The 24,530-nt window shown below is 57.5% G+C and carries 12 protein-coding genes and 1 pseudogene; 7 read left to right on the forward strand and 6 right to left on the reverse strand.

The genetic code is table 11. The features are described 5' to 3' along the window. Positions 1–86 precede the first annotated feature (86 nt). Positions 87–2,741: a mannosylglycerate hydrolase gene (gene mngB, locus AB5Y82_RS16975; RefSeq protein WP_368174277.1), complete on the reverse strand. Its 2,655-nt coding sequence runs from the start codon at positions 2,739–2,741 to the stop codon at positions 87–89. Between the two features lie 86 nt (positions 2,742–2,827). Continuing rightward, a complete protein-coding gene (gene mngA, locus AB5Y82_RS16980; RefSeq protein ID WP_111900012.1) occupies positions 2,828–4,774 on the reverse strand; it encodes a PTS 2-O-a-mannosyl-D-glycerate transporter subunit IIABC in 1,947 nt (648 codons plus the stop codon). A 247-nt stretch (positions 4,775–5,021) separates the two neighbouring features. On the opposite strand from mngA, the gene AB5Y82_RS16985 reads away from it, so the two are divergent. Then, complete coding sequence (locus AB5Y82_RS16985) at positions 5,022–5,741, forward strand: GntR family transcriptional regulator (protein ID WP_069553902.1); 720 nt, start codon at positions 5,022–5,024, stop codon at positions 5,739–5,741. A gap of 116 nt (positions 5,742–5,857) precedes the next feature. Here AB5Y82_RS16985 and xseA read toward each other — a convergent pair whose 3' ends face one another. Further along, positions 5,858–7,237, reverse strand: a complete 1,380-nt coding sequence (xseA, locus tag AB5Y82_RS16990; protein ID WP_111900011.1) for an exodeoxyribonuclease VII large subunit — start codon at positions 7,235–7,237, stop codon at positions 5,858–5,860. A gap of 290 nt (positions 7,238–7,527) precedes the next feature. Between xseA and AB5Y82_RS16995 the strand changes: the two genes are divergently transcribed. The 5 genes and pseudogenes from AB5Y82_RS16995 to AB5Y82_RS17015 form a co-directional block, all read left to right on the forward strand. Continuing rightward, positions 7,528–8,079, forward strand: a complete 552-nt coding sequence (locus tag AB5Y82_RS16995) for a cytochrome b (protein WP_111900010.1) — start codon at positions 7,528–7,530, stop codon at positions 8,077–8,079. Positions 8,080–8,523: 444 nt separating this feature from the next. Beyond that, entirely contained in the window at positions 8,524–9,987 is a 1,464-nt protein-coding gene (gene guaB, locus AB5Y82_RS17000) for an IMP dehydrogenase (protein WP_005360033.1), read from the forward strand. An 84-nt stretch (positions 9,988–10,071) separates the two neighbouring features. Continuing rightward, positions 10,072–11,661, forward strand: a complete 1,590-nt coding sequence (gene guaA, locus AB5Y82_RS17005; protein WP_040066364.1) for a glutamine-hydrolyzing GMP synthase — start codon at positions 10,072–10,074, stop codon at positions 11,659–11,661. A 380-nt stretch (positions 11,662–12,041) separates the two neighbouring features. Continuing rightward, positions 12,042–12,314 (forward strand): hypothetical protein, encoded by a 273-nt coding sequence (locus tag AB5Y82_RS17010; RefSeq protein ID WP_033115211.1) that lies wholly within the window; start codon positions 12,042–12,044, stop codon positions 12,312–12,314. Between the two features lie 380 nt (positions 12,315–12,694). Then, positions 12,695–12,874 (forward strand): annotated as a pseudogene (locus tag AB5Y82_RS17015) (IS5/IS1182 family transposase); the annotation flags it as partial. A gap of 201 nt (positions 12,875–13,075) precedes the next feature. On the opposite strand, the gene AB5Y82_RS17020 reads toward AB5Y82_RS17015, so the two are convergent. The 3 genes from AB5Y82_RS17020 to AB5Y82_RS17030 all read right to left on the reverse strand — a co-directional run bounded on the left by AB5Y82_RS17020 (position 13,076) and on the right by AB5Y82_RS17030 (position 19,172). Then, entirely contained in the window at positions 13,076–14,101 is a 1,026-nt protein-coding gene (locus AB5Y82_RS17020; RefSeq protein WP_111900009.1) for a diguanylate cyclase, read from the reverse strand. 302 nt (positions 14,102–14,403) lie between these two features. After that, entirely contained in the window at positions 14,404–17,316 is a 2,913-nt protein-coding gene (locus AB5Y82_RS17025; protein ID WP_201902446.1) for an HD domain-containing phosphohydrolase, read from the reverse strand. 239 nt (positions 17,317–17,555) lie between these two features. Continuing rightward, entirely contained in the window at positions 17,556–19,172 is a 1,617-nt protein-coding gene (locus AB5Y82_RS17030; protein WP_111900007.1) for a response regulator, read from the reverse strand. Positions 19,173–19,718: 546 nt separating this feature from the next. Here AB5Y82_RS17030 and AB5Y82_RS17035 point away from each other — a divergent pair. Continuing rightward, positions 19,719–23,747: an ATP-binding protein gene (locus tag AB5Y82_RS17035; protein ID WP_368174278.1), complete on the forward strand. Its 4,029-nt coding sequence runs from the start codon at positions 19,719–19,721 to the stop codon at positions 23,745–23,747. Positions 23,748–24,530 lie beyond the last annotated feature (783 nt).

Raw genomic sequence — 24,530 nt, forward strand, 5'->3', positions numbered from 1 at the left:
ATCAAGCGGGGCAGGCCAGCTTGAAGGGATAAACAGGCGGGGATGACTCTTCCCCGCCTGCTGCTACCTGTGGGTGTTACCGGCGGTTAGCCGCGAGCCACCCGAAAGCGCACGCTGCGAGAGTGGCACGGCGCCAGCTCACCAAACTCGCCAGCGGCTAACGCAAGGGGCAGGGGCTGTTCGTCCATCCGCACCGCTTGCCAGTCGTTCAGGGCGTGTTCGCAGCTCACTTTGCCACCCTTCAGCACAGCCTGCTCGCTCGGGTTGTAGACCCGGATCACCAGCGCCTCTTCATCCTCTGCCTTTTTCAGGGCGCTCAGCACCGGACCAGAGGGATCCATGGAGAGCAGACTGAAGTGGAGCGGGGTAGTGAAGCTTGCCTTGTTGAGCTTCATGGCATCGAACGGGATCTTGTTGTAGCAGCGCACCGGGGTGAGGTAGCTGCGCGCCGCCTGCATCACGTTGGCGCTGATGTGATCGCCAGCAAACGCCAGCAGGCTGAAACGGCAGCTGAGTTTGCCACGCACCTGGGAGTCCGGGGTGGGCAGCTTGATGCCGGAGGGGCGACCCGGGCGCAGCAGCAGCTCCTCTTTACCGAGTACGCCGACCCCGCGCAGCAGGGTGAGTGCCAGGGTGTCACACTGCTCGCCAATCACTTCAAACTCGCGCAGACCATCGCTCAGCACCGCCAGCCCCTGCTTGCCATCTTGCAGGGCGACGAAGTTCATCAGCTGCCAGACCGGAATGGGAGCCTCTTTCCACCCCTCCGCTTCCCAGTCGGCCATGGCGCTGTCGCGGGTGGGGCGAGTGATGCAGCCAAACTGGTTGTCAGAGACCACGGTGTCGCTCGGGAACGGGGTGGGGATCAGCACCCGCACCCGGTGGTCATCAGCCTGATTGTCGAGCTCCAGCTCGATGTCGATCCGTGGGCTCTGGTGCGCAAGCGTGATGCGGCAGGTGACATCGAGATGGCCGCTGCACTGGCGGTTGGTGCGCTCGGCGAGGTTGGCAGGCAATGCCATACGCAGTTTGAGCGTAGCGATGCTCTGCCACGCCTGATGGGTGACCTCGCGGGTCACCGCAAACTCGGTGGAGTAGCGCAACCACTCGTCCCGCGACGGCGAGTAGTCATACTCGTCGCCATCATCGGAGCCCTCTTCCAGCGTGAGCACCTGATCAAAGGTGGTGCCGCGCAGCTTGTCCAGGATCTGCAGGGTGCCGTTGTCATTGAGGGCGATGCGATAAAAATCGTTCTCCAGCAGATCGCCGCTGGCCGTCACCGGTTGCTCCAGTCCCGGCTGGTTGCCTTCGATATGGAGAGTGCAGTAACCCATGGCCGGCAGGGGATGGCAGAGTTGGATGTCGTACTCCATAAAGGGGTCGTAGTTGCCATAGTGCACGATCTGTCTGTCCACCAGTCCCGGGTCAATCTCGCGTCTGGCGCGGATAAAGTAGGGGACCGGCTGGCCCGCCTCATCGCGCAGGGCAAAGGATTGGGCGCGAATGCGGATGCTGGTGTTGATCACCTCCTGACGGGGGAAGGGCATCAGGTTGAACAGGCAGAGCTTGTCAGCTACCTGTACCCCGTCTTCACAGAGCTCCACCGGCATGTTGTCGACAATCTTGCGCATGTAGAAGCGGATCAGGTTCTCGGCCATGTCGTCGGCCAGAATGAAGCGGGTCATCACCTCCTGATGCACCTTGTCGCTGCAGCAGCAGCCGATGCTGTCATGGGCGTGGTTCTTCATGATCTCCTTCCACATCTTCTCTAAAAGCCCATGGTGGTACTCAAAGCCGAGCGCCCAGGCGATGCTCGCCAGCGGCTCGAGGATGTTGACGATCTTGTTCTCGATGGCGGCATGGGCCAGCTTGATGTCCATCCGGGTGGAGGAGATGGTGCGGTGTACCCGCATGTATTTGCCGTCGTTGAACTCCCCCTTGAGGGTGGCCAGCTGGTCGCGGCACGCCTCGATGCGCTCGAAGACCTGCTCGAAGCGGCTCATGTGGAATTCACGCTGGGGGTAGATTTCCCGCAGCTTGTCGATAATGGCGAAGATGTTCTGTTGCAGCGGCATCTGGTCGTGGCCGTTGGGCAGCAGGATATCCTGGGTGACCGAGGCCTTCTCCAGCACCTCGAAGTAGGATTCGAGCCGCTTGCGCAGACCTGCCTCATCTTCTGGCAGGTACTTGCCGATGGCGTAGCCGAGCGGCAGCACCTGGGCGGTCACCTCGCTGCCATCGTTGCTCTGCCAGAGGAACTCGGTCTTGTCGGTGCCGTGACGCTCGGAGCAGCCGCGCCAGAACATGGCCCGATCGATCCCGAAGCCATTGAAGATGTGGGGCAGCTGGGAGGACATGCCGAACGAGTCGGGTAGGTAACCGATCTTCATCGGCTCGCCAAGGCTAAGGCAATCGCGCATCCCGTAGAGCAGGTTGCGCAGGATGGACTCGCCGCTCACCTGCATGGTGTCGGTCTGGGTGTACCAGGGGCCGATGATGAGCTTGCCCGCTTCCACCAGCGCCTTCACCCGGGTCTTGTTCTCGGGCTGGATGGCGCAGTAATCCTCCAGCACCGCGGTCTGGCCGTCGAGCACATAGAACTTGTAGTCGGGGTCGGATTCAAGCCGCGCCAGGATCTCCGCCATGTTGTTGACCAGCAGAATGCGGGACTCCTCGGTGGTGAAGTACCACTCCCGATCCCAGTGCATGTGCGGCGTGATGTGAACTCGTGAAACTGTCATGACAATGATCCTTTGCTGACGCACGGCGGCCTTTGCCTGCCGTGGGGAAAAATAGTCTGTTGAAAAACCGGTTGTGAAGATGAGCCTTACTCTGCTGCGACCACCTGATAGGTGCCGCGCTGCATGGCGTGACGGCGCCAGCCGATCAGCACCACAGTAGAGATCAAGGTGCCCACCAGCGCCGCACCGAGCCAGACGGCGGCAGCCGTCAGGGCACCGTGGCCACCATCGTGGAGTAGGAACAGGGAGAAGATGCCGGCCCCCGGGGTGGAGAGACCAATCCCCATGGCACCCACCATGGCGCCGGTGACCACCGAGCCTGCGAGGAAGGAGCCGATCACCCGGATTGGATCTTCGATGGCCATCGGAATGGCGCCCTCGGTGATCCCTGCCAGCCCCAGCAGCCAGGTGGACTTGCCGGTCTCGATCTCGAAGGTCTGGAACAGGCGCGGCGCCAGCAGGGTGGAGAAGGTGACGGTAAAGGCCGAGACCATCTTGACCGCGCCGAAGATGGCGTAGGGGCCGTAGACGCCGTTGGCCATGGCGCCGAGGCAGAAGGCGTAGGCCGCCTTGTTGACCGGGCCACCCAGGTCAAACGAGCACATAAAGCCGAGCAGGGCGCCCAGTACCAGCGCATTGGTGCCGGAGAGACCGTTGAGCCACTCGGTGAGGCTGTTGTTGAGCCAGGCTACCGGCTGGCCGATGACAAACAGCATCAGGCTGCCCGCCACCAGAGTGCCTATCACCGGATAGAGGTAAAAGGTGAGAAAGCCGTTGAAGTTGGGGCTAAGGCGCACATGCTGCTTGACCCAGCGCATCAGGTAACCGGCGATAAGACCACCGACCACACCGCCGAGAAAACCGGAGCCAATCATGTTAGCAGCAAGACCTGCCGCAAAGCCCGGGCCCAGCGCCGGTTTGTCCGCCAGCGAATAAGCGGTATAGGCCGCCAGCACCGGCACCATCAGGGTGCCCAGCATGCCGCCGCCCAGCTTGCGGTACATCCAGAGCCAGGAGTTCTCGGTATCAAACAGATGTTGCAGGCCGAAGATCTGGGCCAGCAGCACAGAGACGGCGAGCACGGTACCGCCCGCCACGATCAGCGGCACGGCAAAGGAGATGCCGCTCAGCAGCGCCTGCTTGAGCTCGGTCTTGAGGCTCACCTTCTTGCCGGTCGGCGCATCGCTCTGGCTGGGGTTGGGCGTCGGGGCGGTGCGACCGGCCTTGGCCGCCTCCAGCGCGTCATTGAGGATCCGTTCGGCATGGCGGATGGGCTCGGCCACCGGCGTCTCGATCCGGGGGATACCGGCGAAACGCTCCTGCTCCTTGATGGCCACCTCGGCGGCGAAGATGCAGGCCACCGCAGCATCGAGTGCTGCTTGCGGCAGGCGATCCTCGATGCCGTTGGCACCCTGCTTTTCGACCAGTACCCGAATACCCAGCTTGCGACCCGCCTTTTCCAGATACTCGGCAGCCATATAGGTGTGGGCGATCCCCGCCGGGCAGGCGGTGACACAGACCACAGTGGGTTTATTTGTATCTAAGTTGTCTTCTTTTTCTGGTTGCTTGCCGCTATCCCCTTCACCATCGAGCAGCGCCATCAGTTGCTCGGCACTTTGGGCTGCCAGCACCGCCTCGCGGGTATCGTCATCCACCAGGGCGGTGGTGAGGGTGGTGAGCAGCTGCATATGGGTGGAGCCCGCCTGATCGGTCGGGATCGCCAGCATGAAGATCAGGTTGACCGGCTCGGGACCGTCGATCCCCTCCCAGCCCAGCTCCTCGCTCAGGGTAGCGACGGCAAAGGCCGCTTCGCGCACCGCATCGCACTTGCCGTGGGGCACTGCCAGCCCTTCGCCAAGGGCGGTGGGGCCTTGCGCCTCGCGGGCCATGACCGCGGCCAGAAAGGCGGCCTTGTCGTGCAGCTTGCCGGCCTGATCGAGCCGATCAGCCAGGGCATGAATGGCCGCATCCCGATCGGCAAACCGGGTTTGCAGCGTGATGAGATGGGGGCCGGTAAGACTGGTCAGATTCATGATGATCCTCTGTCAGGTTGGCTTGCCAGCAAGCCGTCATGGTGAAAGTGACAGCGATGCTAACAAACCGGCCGACTGATTTTTGTGAGTGGTATCATACAATTCATTATTTGTATTGTTTTTGTATTGTTTGGTCAAGGTGATTTGTTAGGTCAAATGAGGCTGAGCCGTTTTGTCTGCCGGGTAACTGGGGTAGAATGACGCCTCTTCCATGTATCATGGCGCAGAGCCGACGAGGTGGCCTTTCGTGTCGAAAAAACCCATGTATCGCCAGATAGCCGACACCATCCAGCAGTGGATTGCGCAAGGGGAGCTGGCCCCCGGCGATGCCCTGCCCACCGAAGCCGAGCTGCGCGAGCAGTTCGGGGTGAGCCGGGTGACGGTGCGCCAGGCCCTCAAGCAGCTGACCGAACTCAACGTCATCGAGAGCATTCAGGGCAGCGGCAGCTACGTGCGGCAGGAGAAGGTGAACTACGACATCTATCAGCTCACCAGCCTCTACGAGAAGGTGACCGATCCGGCGGCCGAGACCCACAGCGACATTCTCGCCTTCGAGGTGATCAAGGCGAGCCGCGAGCTGGCCGAGCGGCTCAATCTGCTGGAGGGGGCGCTGGTCTATTACGTCAAGCGGGTGCGCTTTATTCGCCAGATCGCGGTAACACTGGAGGAGACCTGGATGCCGCTCGCTCTCTTCCCCGATCTCAGCTATGCGGTGATGCAGGGCTCGAAGTACCACTACATCGAAGAGGTCAAGCAGCTGGTGATCGACCGCAGCGAGCAGGAGATCATTCCGGTGCTCCCTTCGGCGCAGGTGGTGGAGGCGCTCGGTATTGATCCCGCCAAACCCATTATCGAGAAGGTCTCCCGCGGCTTCTTGCAAGATGGCACCGTGTTCGAGTTCAGTCGCAACTTCTTCAAGAGCGATGATTACAAGTTCACCCTGGTCGCCCGCCGCGCCAAGGGGTGAGCAGGCGACAGCACCCGAGATGAAAAAGGCCACCACCGTGTTTGCGGTGGTGGCCTTTGTTTTTGGCTGATTGCCGGGCTGAATAGCAGATTGGCTGGTGGTTTGATGCAGCCGACCTACTGCGCAGAGTCCTTGACGATCCCCTCGACCCGCACCTGCAGGCTCCCTTGTGCCAAGGTGGTGACGAGCTGGTCGCCGTTGCTGACCTGATCGGCGCGGCTTATCACTTCTCCGCGCGCAGTGCGGGTGATGGAGTAGCCGCGCCCCAGAGTGGCGAGCGGGCTCACCCCGTCGAGGCGGGCGGTGAGCATGGCGAGGCGGTGACTAGCAAGGTCTTGCCGCTTGGCAATCAGGGCATAGAGCCGCTCCTCGGCCAGCTGGTGGCGGCGCTTGCCAGCTGCCAAGAGGCGCTCCGGACTCTTGCCTTGCAGGCGCAGTTCAAGGTTGGTGAGGCGCCGCTCACCCTGATGCAGCCGCTGGCGCAATAGCTTTTGCAAACGGGTGGAAAGCTCGTCGAGGCGCTGGGATTGTTGCTCCAGCCGCCGCTTCGGATCCTGATGGTCGAGCCGCTTTTGCAGCAGGATGAAATCGTGGCGGGCGGCGGTCTGCTGGCGACTCATCGCCTGTAGCAGTCGCTGCTTGAGGTGGGCGAGGCGCTGGATGCGGGCCTGATTGTCCGGCGCCACAAGCTCGGCGGCGGCCGACGGGGTAGGGGCGCGCAAGTCGGCGGCAAAGTCGCTGATGGTGACATCCACCTCGTGGCCCACCGCGCTCACCACAGGTATGGCGGAGTGGGCAATGGCGCGCGCCACCGCCTCTTCGTTGAAGCACCAGAGATCTTCAAGCGACCCGCCACCCCGCCCGACGATCAGCACATCCACCTCAGCGCGCTGGTTCGCTTTGGCGATCGCCGCGACGATCTGGCTGATGGCGGCGCTCCCCTGTACCTGAGTCGGGTAGATAAAGACCGGCAGATCCGGCGCGCGCCGTTTAAGCACCGTCAGCATATCGTGCAGGGCGGCGCCGGTGGCTGAGGTGATAAGGCCCACCGCCCGTGGTTCGCGGGGCAGCGGCCGCTTGCGGCTTTCGTCAAACAGCCCCTCGGCGCCGAGGCGGCGCTTGAGCTCTTCAAAACGCAGGGCCAATACGCCGTCGCCCGCCGGCTGCATTGACTCGATGATCAGCTGGTAGTCGCCGCGCGGCTCATAGAGGGAGACCCGTGCCTGCACCAGCACCTGCATGCCATCCTGCGGGCGGAAGGCCACCCGCCGGTTGTTGCCCTTGAACATGGCGCAGCGTACCTGCGCCGACATGTCCTTGAGGGAGAAGTACCAGTGGCCGGAGCTTGGCATCGCCAGATTGGAGAGCTCGCCGGTCAGCCACACCAGCCCCAGATCCTGCTCCAGGATCATGCGCACGGCGCTGTTGAGGCGGGTGACGGTAAAGACCTGCTGCTCGCGGCCGTTCGCCGCACTGGATGAGGTAAATCGGTTCAATGGCGTACCTGTGGTCTGCTCCGGCGGTGCCGGGATAAAACAATGGCCGCTATCTTAACCCGAAACAGGGGGAGGGCGTTAAGCAGGAGGCGTCAGCAGCAGAAAAGCAAGATTGGAAACGCTGCCGTTTATCCGGGCAGGCAGTATGGCTCCCGATAAAAGCCCTCGTGCTTGCCTGCATCTGGCCAAGTCGCGGCTTGCCTCGATGCCGTTGATATCTCAGGTGCTGCTGATATTCACGGCGCCACCATCTTGACCAGCGTTCACTCGCCCCCTGTTTGGAGTAGCTTATGAATCCCTCAACCCACTTAAGTTTGACGACCCGTTTGCTGCACTGGTCGGTTGCCTTGCTGATGATTGGCCTGACCCTTGTAGGTTATCTGATGGTGAAATTTGAAATATGGGATCTCTATGCCCTGCATAAATCCCTGGGTGTGATTGTACTGATCTTGATCCTGCCCCGCGCCATTCTCCGCCTTGTTAAAGGGTGGCCTGAGCCTGTGCGTCAATATCCTGTTTACGAGGCATTGGCAGCCAGGGCGATCCACTGGGGTTTGCTGATTTCAACGCTGCTTATTCCAGTGTCCGGTCTCTGTTATTCCGCAGCGGCTGGCCGAGGTGTCGCGATATTTGGCTGGTCTATTATCCCGATGAATCCAGATATCCATGATCCGGCCAATGTGATTCCATTCAGTGAATCCGTTCGGGATATTGCTCACACAGCTCATATATATTTGCCATATGTCATGCTGGCATTTTTGTTGGTGCACATTGTCGGGGCGTTGAAACATCATCTGCTGGATAAAGATAATACCTTGCTGCGGATGGTGGGGAGAAAATAATAAAGAGAGACAACCCTTGTTGTGCCAGAAAATATATTTTGGCAGCGGGCGAAATTTATTATCCAGACCGAGCAAAGGACATTGAGAAGAGAATGATACCGGTGCGAGTGGTCACCGCGAGGGCAAGAGACAATACAAGGACACAAAACAAGGGGAGGGTGGTCAGAGGCCGTTTGCCCCCTGAGCCCCTGTCGATCATCTCTTTGCATGGGGGTTGGGCTGTGTCAGCACCTACCGGTTTTGCATAAATCACCGGCTAGCCAACTCTTTTGCCCCGAAATGGCGCTTTTCGTACTGATAATCTTGGTTTTTTGGCGTTTTGGCCGCCTAAAAGAGGGCTATGCCATAAAAAATTCAAAAAACTTCTTTACCAGTGACCAATGCGTGAGTAAACTTCGTCGGCAATATTTTACACCCCCACTTCCTCAACGGTGAGATATTGCCATGCTCAGGATTGCCAAAGAAGCGTTAACCTTCGACGATGTACTGTTGGTTCCCGCCCACTCCGAAGTTCTTCCCAATACTGCCGATCTGCGTACCAAGCTGACCTCCGCCATCAGCTTGAACATCCCGATGATCTCCGCTGCCATGGACACAGTGACCGAAGCCCGTCTGGCTATCGCACTGGCCCAGGAAGGCGGTATCGGCTTTATCCACAAGAACATGTCCATCGAGCAGCAGGCTGCCGAAGTGCGCAAGGTCAAGAAGTACGAGAGCGGCGTGGTCACTGACCCCGTCACCGTGCGCCCTGACATGACCATCGCCCAAATCAAGGAGCTGAGCCACAAGAACGGCTTCGCCGGTTACCCCGTGGTGACTGACGGCAATCAGCTGGTCGGTATCATCACCGGCCGTGACGTGCGCTTCGTGATTGACCTCTCCCAGACCGTTGAACAGATCATGACTCAGAAAGATCGTCTGGTCACCGTGCGTGAAGGGGCCCCTCGCGAAGAGGTGGTTGCCCTGATGCAAAAGCACCGTATCGAAAAAGTGCTGGTGGTGAACGCCGACTTCAAACTCAAGGGCATGATCACCGTTAAAGATTTCCAGAAAGCCGAGCGCAAGCCCCACGCCTGTAAAGATGACAAGGGTCGTCTACGGGTCGGTGCTGCGGTCGGTGCCGGTGCTGGCAACGAAGAGCGCGTCGCTGCGCTGGTAGAAGCCGGTGTTGACGTGCTGCTGATCGACTCCTCCCACGGCCATTCCCAGGGCGTGCTGGATCGCATCAAGGCTACTCGCGACGCCTATCCGGATCTGCAGATCATCGGTGGCAATGTGGCGACCGCCGCGGGCGCCAAAGCGCTGGCTGCTGCCGGTGTCAACGCCGTCAAGGTCGGTATCGGCCCGGGCTCCATCTGTACTACCCGTATCGTGACCGGCGTGGGCGTGCCCCAGATCACTGCCATCTCCGACGCCGTTGACGCGCTGGAAGGCACCGGTATTCCGGTGATTGCCGACGGCGGTATCCGCTTCTCCGGCGACATCGCCAAGGCCATTGCCGCGGGCGCCAGCTGCGTCATGGTAGGTTCCATGTTCGCCGGTACTGAAGAAGCGCCGGGCGAGATCGAGCTCTATCAGGGTCGCTCCTTCAAATCCTACCGTGGTATGGGTTCTCTGGGCGCCATGTCCAAAGGCTCCAGCGACCGCTACTTCCAGACCGACAATGCCGCCGACAAGCTGGTGCCGGAAGGCATCGAAGGTCGCGTGCCGTACAAGGGGCGCCTCAAAGAGATCATCCACCAGCAGATGGGCGGCCTGCGCTCCTCCATGGGCCTGACCGGCAGCGCCACCATCGACGACATGCGCACCAAGGCAGAGTTCGTGCGCATCTCCGGCGCCGGGATGAAAGAGTCCCACGTCCACGATGTGACCATTACCAAAGAAGCCCCCAACTATCGGATGGGCTGATAAAACGGGGCCCTGCGCCCCGTTTTTCCACCCTTTTTTTATCCCGTGCCCTTTGTGACAACATCAGCCTGATGCAGGAATAAAATGACTAAAGACATTCACCAGCACCGTATCCTTATCCTCGACTTCGGTTCCCAGTACACCCAACTGATCGCCCGCCGCGTGCGCGAAATCGGCGTTTACTGCGAACTGTGGGCCTGGGACGTAACCGAAGAGCAGATCCGCGAATTCAATCCGAGCGGCATCATCCTCTCCGGCGGCCCCGAGTCCGTCACCGAAGCGGGCAGCCCGCGCGCCCCCGAGTATGTGTTCAACGCCGGTGTCCCTGTGTTCGGTATCTGCTACGGCATGCAGACCATGGCCGAGCAGCTGGGTGGCAAGGTGCAATCCTCCACCGAGCGTGAATTCGGTTATGCCAAGGTGGAAGTGCTGGGCGAAGCTGGCAAGAGCAGCGCCCTCTTGCGCAATATCGAAGATGCCATCGCCGACAACGGCAATGCCCTGCTGGATGTCTGGATGAGCCACGGTGACAAGGTCACCACCATTCCGGCCGACTTCACCACCATCGCCCAGACCCCGACCTGCCCGCACGCGGCCATGGCCAACGAAGCCAAGCGCTTCTATGGCGTGCAGTTCCACCCGGAAGTGACCCACACCCGTCAGGGTGCCCGCATGCTGGAGCACTTCGTCAAAGACATCTGCGGCTGCGAATGCCTCTGGACCCCGGCCACCATCATCGACGACGCCGTTGCCCGCATCCGCGAGCAGGTGGGTGACGATGAAGTGATCCTCGGCCTCTCCGGCGGTGTCGACTCCTCCGTGGTCGCCATGCTGGTGCACCGCGCCATCGGTGATCGCCTGACCTGCGTCTTCGTGGACAACGGTCTGCTGCGCCTGAACGAAGGCGAGCAGGTGATGGAGATGTTTGGTGACCACTTTGGTCTGAACATCATCAAGGTTGAAGCGGAAGAGCGCTTCCTCTCTGCCCTGGCCGGTGTTGACGAGCCGGAAGCCAAGCGCAAGATCATCGGCCGCGTCTTCGTCGAAGTGTTTGATGATGAAGCGAAAAAGCTGAAAAACGCCAAGTGGCTGGCGCAAGGCACCATCTATCCGGATGTTATCGAATCTGCTGCCAGCAAGACCGGCAAGGCCCACGTCATCAAGTCTCACCACAACGTCGGCGGCCTGCCGGAAGAGATGAAGATGGGTCTGGTCGAGCCGCTGCGCGAGCTGTTCAAAGACGAAGTGCGCCGCGTTGGCCTCGAGCTGGGTCTGCCCTACGACATGCTCTACCGTCACCCGTTCCCGGGCCCGGGTCTGGGCGTGCGCGTCCTTGGTGAAGTGAAGAAAGAGTACTGCGATATCTTGCGCCGCGCCGATGCGGTCTTTATCGAAGAGCTGCGCAAAGCCGACCTCTACAACCAGGTCAGCCAGGCGTTCGCCGTGTTCCTGCCGGTGCGCTCCGTTGGCGTGATGGGTGATGGTCGCAAATATGACTGGGTCATTGCCCTGCGCGCCGTCGAAACCATCGACTTTATGACCGCCCACTGGGCTCACCTGCCGTACGACTTCCTCGGTCACGTATCGAATCGCATCATCAACGAGATCAACGGTATCTCCCGCGTGGTGTACGACGTCTCCGGCAAGCCGCCCGCAACCATCGAATGGGAATAAGCGGCTCGCGCCCTTCAGCCCTTCGAGCATAAAAATGCAAAAAAGACGCCCTTGAGGCGTCTTTTCTTTTCTCAATCGTTTGCGCAACATATCTTCTTTTTTCGAGCAGCTTTTTCGCCACCTTGCCCCTGTCATATGTGACAGGGGCATTTTTGCCATCCCGCACTAGGCTCTCTCATGCCAATTGAGCCCGCTGTCAACAGCGGCTTGTGGCTGGGGGGAGGGCTGATCCAGTTGCAGATAGCTGCGCAAATGGGCCCATCGTTATCGCGCCAACCGGCAGTGATGACACCCCGGTGGAGACCGGAAACCACTTGAATCAACGTGGCGCAGCCCGAACGGCCAAACGAGTCGGGGTCATAGAGCACGGAGAGTTTGATATGTCAGAACAAGCAGTGTTGGTGGGTGGATGGACCGCATATCACAAGCTGACCGCCGAAGATCAGGCAGTGTTCAACCAGGCGATGAAAGGATTTGTCGGGGTACAGTACACCCCCTTTGAAGTCTCCACCCAGGTGGTGGCTGGTACCAACTACCGCTTCAAGTGCAAGAGCACTGTGCCGCTCGCCCAGCCGATCCATGGCGAAGCCGTGGTGCAGATCTTCCAGTCTCTGGATGGCTCGGCCCATATCACCTCCATCACCCCGATCTGATTGCGTTGCGGGGCAAGGCGGGGAGGGGAAATCTCCTAACCGGTTTGCTCCAAATCCTGGAAATAAGAAAGACGCCTTAGGATAATGCAAGTCAGTTAAGAGAATTTGAGTCCCAACCCGCGGGGTATAAGGGCTAACGAGTGAGGGAGGCATGATGCCTCCCTCTTTTTATTGCATGCCAGTCAGGGCAAGGGTTGGAGCCAAATTGACTCTTTAATCATGGAGCTACTTTTGATATTCAACATCTTGAATATTTAATCATAAAGGTGCTTGACTGACTGGCATTAACGCCTTAGGGCGTCTTTTCTTTTTCCAATTGTTCGTGTGGTAAAGTAGCTTTCCTAAGACAGCAAGTCACATAGAAAAGATAAGTCGATGTTATATCGGGGTATCACCGTCGCTCGCTGGCAGAGACGGCAATGTATCGGTTCAAGCAGTTGCTGGCGGGGAAAATCAGTCTGCGTAACTACAACGGCCAAGTGGGAGAAGTCATGGCATATGTAAGTGCCATAAACAAACGGAATACCCTTGGCCTACCTGTCAGAAAGCCTCGAGTGTAGCGGTCACTTGGGGCTGGGGCAGGTGTGGCTTGATGGTTGATTTGGGAAACAACGCCCAACCGCGTTCAAGGATCATGGTGTACCGCTACGGTATGTTGCGGCGATCTTGGGGCATACCAATGGTGCCATCAGTGAGCGAAAATTCGATCAATGTTATATCCTTGATGGCTTTTTATTACAGGGTAAATAACTACCGGACTATCAATGTCGTGACTCCGCCACTCTGATGCAGTTACGGCCGGATGATTTGGCGGTGTAGAGCGCAGCATCAGCCAGTTTGACCAGTTCAGATGGCTGCCAGTGACTCGATGGTCTGAGGCAAGCAACACCCATGCTAACGGTCACCAGACCGGTGGCATTTTGTGCGTGTGGCTGCGCGAGTGCAAAAATCAGCCGCTGGATATGTTGGGCAATTTCATAGGCGGATTGACGCTCGACATGTGGCAGCAGGATGACAAACTCCTCTCCGCCGTAGCGGGCCACCAACTCCCCCGAGCGGCGTCCGGATTGCGCCAGGGTATGGGCCAGCAATCGGAGGCACTCGTCACCGGCAACGTGGCCATAGAGGTCGTTGAACTGCTTGAAATGATCGATGTCGAGCATGATGAGCGCAATCGGCATCTCTGTCTGAATACAGTGCTCCCAGGCCAGGTCCAATGAGTTGTCGAACAGACGGCGGTTACCAATGTTGGTAAGCCCGTCGGTATTGCTGAGCGCTTCCAGTTTCCGGTTCGCTTCCGCCAGCTCCTTGGTTCTGAGCTCGATAATGAGCTCCAGCTCATGTTGGCGCTCCTCCAGACTGGTCATCGGGTAAATTTCGCTTTCCCGAGCCGCACTGTAAGGGATGGAGATACTGCTGTGAGCAATTTTCCACGCCATGGCTTCGTGTCGAAAAATCAATACCAGTCTGGCGGTTCTGCGGGAGAGGATAGGTTCTGATTTCGGTAGATGGATATGAAAGAAGGCGGTGACAGCCACCACATCCGCGGCCAGATCTTGCAGGGTCACATCGAGTATTTCCAGGCGGATCCTGCCCGGGATCTGGGCAAAATCGCGGCGGGTTATCCGGATCCACTCATCTTTATCGGTAACCAGAACATCACTGCTGCCGGCAAAACCGCTGAAATTGTCGCTAAACCGCGTGGTGAGCCGATCATCCCGTGATGAATACATCTCGATGTACTCATCAAACAGTGAGCGGATCAACTGTTCCCGTTCAGTGGTCATTGCGCTGGGCCCATGTGAAGTGGTCACGTTTTTCAAACGTTCGATTGAACTATAGTCAACTATGTCATTTTAATTGGCTATCTATCTTGATTTTTATCGTTTTTTTGTTCGATTATCGTTATTGGCAAGTGTCCGTAAGGTCAGTCAGAACAAGGTGCCATGGAGAGGATTAGCATGGCTGTCCGGTGCATATCCTCCCCATCTCTATTACGCATCGGGGTGACCACCGGTGACAAGACGGCGGGTCTGCATGCAGATCCCCAGACTGCAGGCATCAGGTAACCCAGAGTGCCTCGCGGCGATCAATGGCTGGCGAGATAGGGGCTGATATCCACCTCGTCAATGAGCTCCGGGCTCATGTAACGCTTGGCATAGCGCAGGTAGACGCCAGAGCGGAGAAAGAGCGCAAACAGCTCGGGGTCGATATGGTGATCCTGTTGCATGAATCCCATGATGCGGATGGCCTCCGAAAGAGATTTGGCTTTCTTGTAGGGGCGATCGCCGGCGGTCAGCGCCTCGAAGATATCGGCGATGGCCATCATCCGGGCAGGGATGCTCATCTCGTCCCGTTTCAGCCGCTTGGGATAACCGGTGCCATCCATCTTCTCATGGTGTCCCCCTGCGATTTCCGGCACCTGTTTCAGGTTGGCGGGGAAGGGGAGTTTTTCGAGCATGATGATGGTCTGGATCATGTGCTCGTTGATCTTGTAGCGCTCCTCATCTGTGAGGGTGCCCCGGCGGATGGCGAGGTTGTAGAGCTCGCCGCGGTTATAGAGGTATTCAGGGGTGTTGACCTGAAATCCCCAAGGGTTGTCAGGGGCAAGGCGGTCGCGGTTGCTGCGGGTGAAGAGGTGATCCGGGCGATCGGCCAACAAGGGTTCGGTGACCGGCAGCGGTGACTCCGCGGCCCGCTGTTTGCGCGCCAGTTCATCCTGAGAGATCCCAATCCGATCGGAGAGCGTGCGCTGCCAGGTGCGGCCCGCGATCTGCTGCAGCCTTGCAATATCCTCTGTGGCCATAAATTCGCCCCCTTCGTTGCAACGGGCGATAAAGGCAAACTCCTCATCCAGCTGTTGCCACTGCTGTTGCAGCGTGGCCTGTAACGTGTCCTCATCACCCCCATGGAGACGTGCCTGCCAGTAGGCAATCTCGGCATCCCGTTTCAGCACTTCAAAGCGCATCCTGACCTCGTGAATGCGATCGCACAGGGTTTCCAGCTTGGTGGCCTTGTCGACCACAAACTCCGGAGTGGTGACTTTGCCGCAGTCGTGCAGCCAAGCCGCGATATGTATTGCTTCCCACTGTTTTTCATCGAGCGAGAAGTGTTGGAAGGGGCCCTCCTTGGCCTCACATGCCGATTCTGCCAGCATCTTGGTCAGTTCGGGGACTCGTTGACAGTGGCCACCGGTATAGGGGCTCTTGGCATCGATGGCCCCTGCGATGAGCTGGATAAAGGCTTCCAGCAGATTGCGCTGCTCCTCCAGCAGTCGCTGGGTGGTGAGTGCCACAGCGGCGGTGGAAGAGAGCGCGTTGACAAATGCCATCCGCTGCGGGGTCAGTGACTTCTTCCGTTCATCGATCAGAAACACCAGGGTGCCGAGCAGTTGGCCATCACGGTTTTTCAGGGCAATCGGCCAGAAGGTCAGTGGTGTGTCGCTCTCCTCGATGTAGGGAAACAGGATCTGCAATTCGCTGGTGACCAATGCAACGGGTTCCAGTTCTACCCCTTGCAAGCTCTGGAACAGTGGATGTTTTGGCTGATTGAGGGTTCCGATACTGTGGATCGGCGTTTGCTCCTGCACCTCGCCATTCCAGCATAACCCTGCCAGATCCAGTGTCTTGTTGCCGCTATCGGAGAGGTAGAGCATGCAGCCTGTTGCACCGGTCAGTTGCTGCATTTCGGTGAGCAGCCGCACCAGCAAGCGGGGGAAACTGGTCTCGCTGGAGAGGGAGGTGGAAAGCTGCAAAAAGCGCTGGATGGTCGATTTCATGTCGCCCATGGCCTGGGAGAGATCGATGATTTCAGCAATATAGGAGTTGACCCTGACCGGGTCGTTGAAGTCGAAGTGGGCGATTTTTCCTGCTTCTTGAGTCAGGTCATCAAGGGGCCTGGCGGCGGTTCTGGCCAGCTTGATGGCCGCGAACAGGGCAAAGATCAGGAAGATGCCCGACAGAAGGAAGGTCTGATTGCGAATGGTGAAGGCGGTGGCCAGCAACTCATCGACAGGTGCTGCAATCCAGAGGGTTAATTTTGACCCATCGGCTTCCGGTAAAGTGATACGCATTCCTTGCCAATCATTGCCCTCTGATTTAAAGGAAAGACTATCTGCCTTCTGATTCTGACTGGCATTCATCAAGTGTTGGATCATAGGCAGGTCGGCTTCGGTCACTCTTGCAAGTCGATAAGCGCCATGTTCATGAATCACCATCCCACCTTTATGACTTGTCATTAGCTCGCCCTGCTCATTGACGATGGCTAGACGCATATTGGGGGTTATCTTGGCGGATTTGAGCAGGCGCTCGATAGCTCGGAGGTTCAGGCTCATCCCTATGACGCCAGCCCCATTTTGCATTGGTTCGGCAAAACTCAGGTACATCTCCTGAGTATCGTGCGAGATATAGAGAGGGGATTGCACAAGCTGTCCACTCTGCTTGGCCTGAATAAACCATGGATGCTCTATTGGATCAAAAAATTGCCCTGATTCCTCTTGCCGTTCAATGATGGTGAGATTGTCGGCCAGCGCGAAGGTCTCCGTAAGAGTGGTTGCCTCTTGATGCCGGATGCTCTTAACGATCCAGCGGGTATTGGCGGGCGGCGTTAGGTGTTGTACCTCGGTGTCGGCAGGCCAGCGCATGAGCCAGAATAGATCGCCGTTGTTGTAACCGGCATACACCGCGTTGGCAGAAGGTTGTCCTTTGAGCAGGGTTGTCATGTAGGGAAGGCTGGCCATTCGCTCTGACAGGGTCTTGGCTTCGGTCAGGCGCTGTTGGGCGAGCAGATTGACGCTTAAAGCTGAGGTGCTGAACAGTCCTTCTAAAGCCTGAGTGGTGATTTGGCCAATCAGGCTGAATCTCTCTTCTGCCTCTTTCATCAGCATGGTTTTGGTTTGCCGATATTGGTGACCAAGAGTGATCAAGGCAAACACCAGCAATAAACCCAGAAACAGATGGGCAATATGAACATACAAGGGGATAACGCGGCGAATGAGACTCATGTTATCTCCTTAAATGGATGGGTTTGTTGAGTGGGGTATAAATGAGATAACCCAACAGGATAATGGGTGGCTTCATGGTGTTCGCCCTTGCTGCTTGCATTAAAGAGACCCCGTTGCGTAAACCACCAGATGACGATAAATGGAAAGGGGTGATAAATCCTTTTTTTTATTCACCCATCGCAGTAGCCAAAAATGATCCACGGCGATGTTACCGCAGAGTTCTGGGATCGTGATTCTTTTCACTCTGGATATGGATTGAAACCCTCTTTTTGCGGGAAGTGCGCCGAGATATTCAGCAGCCTGGTTTCTTCATCCAGCGACACAGTAACGGTGGCGCCATGGGCTTCCAGCATGATTTTGCCATGATAGCCATTGTGACTGTGTGCTTCTTTGTTGTTATTAGAGGATGGGAATCTGTCGAACAGAGAGAGGACATTGTTGATATCCAGCAAGGTCGAGCTATCAATATTTAAAATAATGCTGTCGGGGTATTTCAGACAGACAATATCCACGCAGGAGGAGGGCGCCGCATGCTCACAAGCGAGCCGTGTCAATATTTGAAACGCGGAATAACAGAGAAATTCGTCACCTGCGATGAATAGCTCGTCATAGAGGTGATTTTTGGGTTTGGTCAGCTTGATATCGAGCTTTTTCACGGCATAGAGATTTTTGAATTGCACCGAAAGCCGGTTGAAAATATTAAAGAGCTGGACTTTACCCGCTTTCAAAACAAAGGTGCCGGTTTCAATCTGGTAAATCTCGCTGGCCAGCCGGGTCAATGCCAGTGCATCGCCTACAGATTTTCTGGTGATGGATAGCTGGGTTTTTTGGAGCATGTTGAGCGATGAGTCGGCCGCCAGCTCTTCCAGCTGGTGTAGCGCGTTGAGCAGGGGCTCCCGAATTTCATAGCGGATATTGAACTCGAGGCTCTCTTTGAGCGCATTGAGCTCAAGCATCTGATCGAACTCTTTTTGCAGATCTCTTCTGGCATGCACCAGCCGCATCAGATTGGCAATGCGAAAACGCAGCATCTCGATGTCGATCGGCTTGGTGATAAAATCGACGGCCCCCAGTTTCATCGCCCGTTTACGGGAATAGATATCATCCAGTGCCGTCATAAATACGATGGGGATGTGCTCTGAGTGGGGATGTTCACGCAAAATTCTGGCGACATCGAATCCGTTCAGGTTGGGCATCATGATATCGAGCAGCACCAGATCGGGTGGATTATCCGATTGGCAGATCCTGATCGCTTTTTCGCCATCCTTGACCAACTTGAGATGAAACTCTTTGCGAAATACCGAGGTGATCAGCATCAAATTATCTGGAACATCGTCAACCACCAGAATGGTTGGACTATCCTGATTGCTGGCGACCAGATCGCTGTTGGAAAAACGGTGCAAACGACCGAATTCAAATTGTGAAAGTGGGGGCTGCGACTGGCTGGTTGCCAACAGCAGCCGAGTGATCCTGGTTTTAAGGGTATCGGGCTTGAGCGGGGTCAAGATAATGTCAGAGACTTTCGCCTGGACAAATTGTTCGATCAATGGGCGATCTGTCCCTGAGGTCAGGGTCAAAAATGGCAGTGTGTGATGAGGTGCCCTACTGCGAATATTTTTCAGCAGCGTGAGCAAGTTTGCCGAATCGAGATCGATATTGCAGATGATCATGGCGGCAGGGCCATCAGCCACGCAACGTTCCAGCGCCTCGACACTCTCCACCACCGTAATCTGGCTTATGCCAATGGCTCGTAACTGATTGCATAGCGCATCGCTGTGCACATTATCTTTTTCCAGTACCAGCGTGGGCCCGGAAATTATTTTTGCTATGTCCATATGGCTATCTGATGTGCCCATCTGTCGCTGTATCCTGCCAGCTCATTTTGAGCATGATAATATAGGGTGCATGACCCTGGTCAACCGATACCTCTGCTACCTTGCGCTGGAAATATAAATCTGCAAGCTGGCTCATCACCCAACGTGATAAAGAGAGCAATCCGATATCATCATACCGTTGGTGCTGACCCATCTTCTGATGGTGTACAACCGCCATTACCCCATATCCACTTTTTTCTTGTATCCGATTTATCCCTTGTGAGTTGCTGGCTCCTGTCGGGTTGTGCGCACATTTCAACCGGGTTGTCATGGCTGCCTGTCGGGGGATCCGTTATGGTGTGAGAAAGGTTGGCAGGGGTCGCCATCCTCCATCTTGGCAGGGAGAATCACGAAATATGGAACATCTTGCCCCGAACGCGGCTCATCCTATGGTGCTGCTGGTTGATGATAAGAGTGGCTGCCACAAGTTGATGAATGCGCTGCTCGGTGAGCGCCTTTATTGCCCTTCTTCTCCTGTGAGGCGGTGCTGATGATGGTCAGGCAGAACGATGGAGTATGCTGTCAACCATGAAATCGCGTCTCTGGCACATTGCTGCCGTGCTGTTGCTCTCCCTGATAGTGGCCACGTTGGTCGATGCCTTCTATATGGAGCTGGAGCGGCAGGAGTATCGCCAGTCGCTGGATACCCGCATTCAGCGCGAGGGCGACAATCTGCAGCAACTGACCCTCTCAAGCAAGGGGATGGGGGCGGTGCAACTGGCTGGCCGCCTCAACCGCGAGATCCAGCAATCGTCACTGCTCGAGCGGGGGGAGCTGAGCCCGAGCGAAGCTCTGCAGGTGTTGGCGCAGGGGGTGAAGGCCAATCATGCCTTTGTTACCAATAAAGCCGGGGTGATTGTCCGTGATTGGGATGCGCTTGGTCGCCATGTCGTCGGGCAGGATGTGTCGTTTCGCTCTTACTTCAGACAAGGGATCCTGGGGCTGGAAACGGTAGATGCCGGGGTTAGCCTCAATACCGGCAAGCGGATGATCTATGTGGCGGCGCCAGTCTCTCACGATCGGGCGCAAGGAAGCGACATTACTGGGGTGGTGGTGGCGCGTTACGAGATGGCGCTGCTCGATACCTTTCTGGCCGGGTGGGGCGATACCATCGGTTTGCTGGTCTCGCCAGATGGGGTGGTGATGGCCAGCAACAAGAGCGATTGGCAAATGGCGGTGGTGGGACCGAACTCTGCCGTCAGGCAACAGCAGCTCTTTGCTTCTCGACTCTATGGACACTACTTTGCCCCGGATCGCAAACCGGTGATCCTGCCTGCACTCGATGGCAGTGAGGTCAGGATAGGGAAAGATAACTATCTGGTGAGCCGCATGCCAATCGAGTGGCACGATGCCAAAGGGCAGTGGACGCTGCTGCTGTTGGGCAATGTGGAACAGGCCGTGTCAGGATGGCGGCGAGTGGCCTTGTTCGGCACAGCCCTGTTGATATGTCTGAGCTCGGCCCTGCTCTGGCAGGGGCGGATGTTGCGTCGCCGCAGTATCCGCGAGCGCAACGAACAGTTTGCCTTCCAGCAGGCATTGATCGATACCCTGCCACATCCTCTCTTCTATACCGATAATCAGGGTCGCCTGCTGGGGGTAAATCGCGCCTTTACCAGCTCATTTGGTGGTGCCCACCCGCTCGAGGGCAAGCGGTTGGCGGAGTTGCCCCAACTTGCCGGGTTGGACTCGGCGGATGAGGACAACACCTTGTTGAGGGTGGCTGGCAGCCAGGCCAGAACGCAGCATGAGGTGCGCCTGTTTTCGCCGGATGGCCGTCCTCTGGACATGCTCTATTTTCTCTCGGGGATCGAGCTTGCCGAGAGCGAGCGAAGCGGTGCGGTCGGCAGCCTGGTCGACATCACCCCGATCCGTGCCGCCGAGCAGGCCATGCGGGAGGCCCATGACCTGATAGCGGCAGATCGTCAGCGGCTGCACGAGAGCGAGCAGCGGATCCAGTCCATGGTGCGCAACGTACCGGGTATGGTCTATCGCTGCTTGCCTCATCATCCCTGGACCATGTTGTTCGTCAGCGACGAGGCGGAAAAATTAACCGGCTATCCCGCCAGCGATTTTGTCGATAACAGCCGCGATTTTGGTGACTTGATCCATCCTGATGACCTCGAACTGAGCAACCGCAACACCATCGATGCCATTGCCGAACATCGGCAATACATCAATGAGTACCGCATCTTCGATCGCTGGGGTCAGCTCCGCTGGGTCTACTCCATCGGACTCGCCACCTATGATGCCGAGGGTAAGGCCATCTATCTGGACGGGATCATCTTCGATTTCAGCGACCGCAAGCAGGCTGAGGCCGCCATGCTAGAAGCTAGGCAGATCGCCGAAGATGCCACCCGAACCAAGAGCGAATTTTTGGCCAACATGAGCCATGAGATCCGCACGCCAATGAATGCCATCATCGGCATGGCCCATCTGGCGCTGCAAACCAACCTCTCCCCCGAGCAGCACAACTATGTGAGCAAGATAGACAGAGCGGCGAACAACCTGCTCGGGATCCTCAACGACATCCTTGACTTCTCCAAGATGGAGGCGGGCAAGCTGCAACTGGAGAAGGTGGATTTCCAGCTCAACGAGGTGTTCGAGTGGCTGGCGGATCTTACGGCGTTTCGGGCGCGGGAAAAGGGGCTGGCGCTGCTGTTCGATCTGGCCGCTGATCTGCCTGACCGTTTGTGCGGCGATCCCCTGCGGCTTGGCCAGATCCTGCTCAACCTGACCAGCAATGCCATCAAGTTCACCGAGCAGGGAGAGGTGATAGTCCGGCTGGCACGCAGTAACGAGCGAGATGGCAAGATCTGGCTGCAGGGTTGTGTGCAGGATAGCGGCATCGGCATGACGGCCGAGCAGTGCCAGCGTCTCTTCCACTCCTTTGAACAGGCTGACAGCTCGACCACCCGTAAATATGGTGGCACCGGTCTCGGTTTGGCCATCACGCACAATCTGGTGCAACTGATGGACGGGGAGAGCCGGGTGGAGAGTAACCCGGGGCAGGGCAGCGAGTTCCACTTCCGTATCTGTCTCGCCAGCGTGGCGGATCAGGGTAATGAGAAAGAGCAACGTGTGGCCATGCCGCTTGCGCCGCAGCGTTTGCTGTTGCTGGAACCTCACCCAGCTTCGCGTGTAGCCATTATCCACCAGCTGGCGGCGCAGCCCGTTGAGCTTGTTTGTGCGAATGCTCCCGCCGCGGTGCTGGAACTGCTGCATCAAGGCATCGCGGCGGGCAAACCCTGTGATCGATTGCTGCTGGGCTGGCAGGAGGGGGATGGCTGGTTGTCAGAGGTGCTGCAGGAGCTTGCCACACTGGCAACACCGCCCGCGATCTCGCTGATCACCTCGGGCGATCCCGCACGGCTTGCCAGCCATGTTGCTGCGCTGGGGTTGGCGCCGTGTGATGTGCTGGCACATCCGTTTACCCCGCAGGCACTGTGTCAGGCATTGTGTAAGGCGCAGGGGGGCGATGCCGTGGGACGAGAGGCGTTATCGGATGCAAGCCCCCATCATCAGGTTGCGCTGCCCGCTCATGGGCTGGCGGGGGCTCGTCTGCTGTTGGTGGATGATAACGACATGAACCGGGAGGTGGCGCTGGCCCTGCTGGGCAAGGAGCAGATCTCCCTGGTCTGTGCTTGCGATGGGGCACAGGCGCTCGCCCTGCTGGCGCAAGATCGCGGGTTTGACGGTATCCTGATGGATTGCCAGATGCCGGTGATGGACGGGTACACCGCGACCCGGTTGATCCGCGCCGATCCGGCGCTGGCCCGGATCCCCATTATCGCCATGACCGCCAGCACCATGGCCGGGGATAAAGAGAAGGCGCTGGCGGCAGGCATGAATGACCACATCGCCAAACCCTTGAATATGCCGCTGTTGCTGACGACCCTCTCGCACTGGATCACACCCGCCAGACCTCTGGCTGCCGCCAGCAAGTTGCAGGTGACTGACGATGCGACCCTTTGGCAAGGCGTGCCCGGCCTTGACGTGCTGCGGGGCATGGCCGTGATGGGGGGCGACAGTGCGCTCTACCGCAATATGTTGCAGCGCTTCTGTAGCGGGCAGCAGGGGTTTGCAGCCAGTTTCCAATCGGCGTGCGCATCGGATGACAAGGTCACGGCCCGGCGTCTGGCTCACACCCTCAAAGGCAGTGCCAGCACCATAGGGGCGACCGGTGTGGCGGAGCAGGCGGCGCTGCTCGAGCAAGCTTGTGAAGAGGGGGATTACGTGAGGGGCGCAACCCTCTTGCCATCTCTGATGGCAGAATTGACGCCCCTGCTGTCTGGCCTGGAAACCACGCTGGCAGTGTCCCCTGTGACGATGGGCGCTTGCCGAGGCATCGATGCTGGGATGCTGGCGGCGCAACTCCAGCAGTTGGGGGCCTTGCTGGCACAGAGCGATGCCCAGGCGTTGGCGCTTTGTCAGCAGATTGAGGCTGATCTGGCTGGCAGTGCATTGCCGCTGCGTGCTGCATTTCAAGAGGTGAGCCGGGCGGTCAACGAGTTCGAGTTCGATAAGGCGCTGCAGTTGCTGGCACCACTGCTTGGGTGATGGTTAACACCCTTATCGTTTATCATGTTCATCGTCATCCCAACTCATTTTTTAGGGTTGCCATTGAACAAGAACAATTATCATCTATATCGATAGAGATGGATATTTACGCTCTGGTTAATTACGCAGGGTGACGTGAAGGTAAATAGTGTGAATACGTGCGGTAACATCTGTAACCGGATGAGCGAATGCATCGCGAGTTAAATATGATCACTATGTTGCAGGCAGCCTTCCACCTTGCCTTTTCTCTCTCCATTAATTTGAATGCAGATTCACGATGATGCGTAAACATATCCGTGAGTGCGATATTTTACTCACCAGCATCCAAGACAATAAAGAGTGGGGGGGAGCGTATTGATATGCATACCTCTGCGGCACCTTTTCATTAAGCGGTGTTAAACGGCAGGGAGGCCAAGCGGGGTTGTGCTGTGTGGGCTCGCAGTAGAACGTGTCGCACTGAAGCGCAGGTAAAATGCAAACTGAAACCAAGCTACATGCAGGTAAATCGTGCCGTGCAGGCCGTGCTTGCTACCGGTGGCAGCTGGCCGTGAGACAGTTCTGGTGTGGGGAGGCAAGTCAGGAGGTTGTCCCGTGGATGACTGCATGAAATATGCAATGAGATGAGTAAAGATATATTCAACGGATCATTTATTGGTGGGCATCAGTATTGTGAAATGAGCGGTATAGCCAAGATTTCAATCATGTTAATTTGGCTCACAGTGAAAGAGAGGATATGCGGTGATTAATTATTTAATATCCAATTAAGTTCATAAAATTTACGGT

The sequence above is a fragment of the Aeromonas sp. s13 genome (genome assembly GCF_040907905.1).
GTDB lineage: Bacteria > Pseudomonadota > Gammaproteobacteria > Enterobacterales > Aeromonadaceae > Aeromonas > Aeromonas veronii.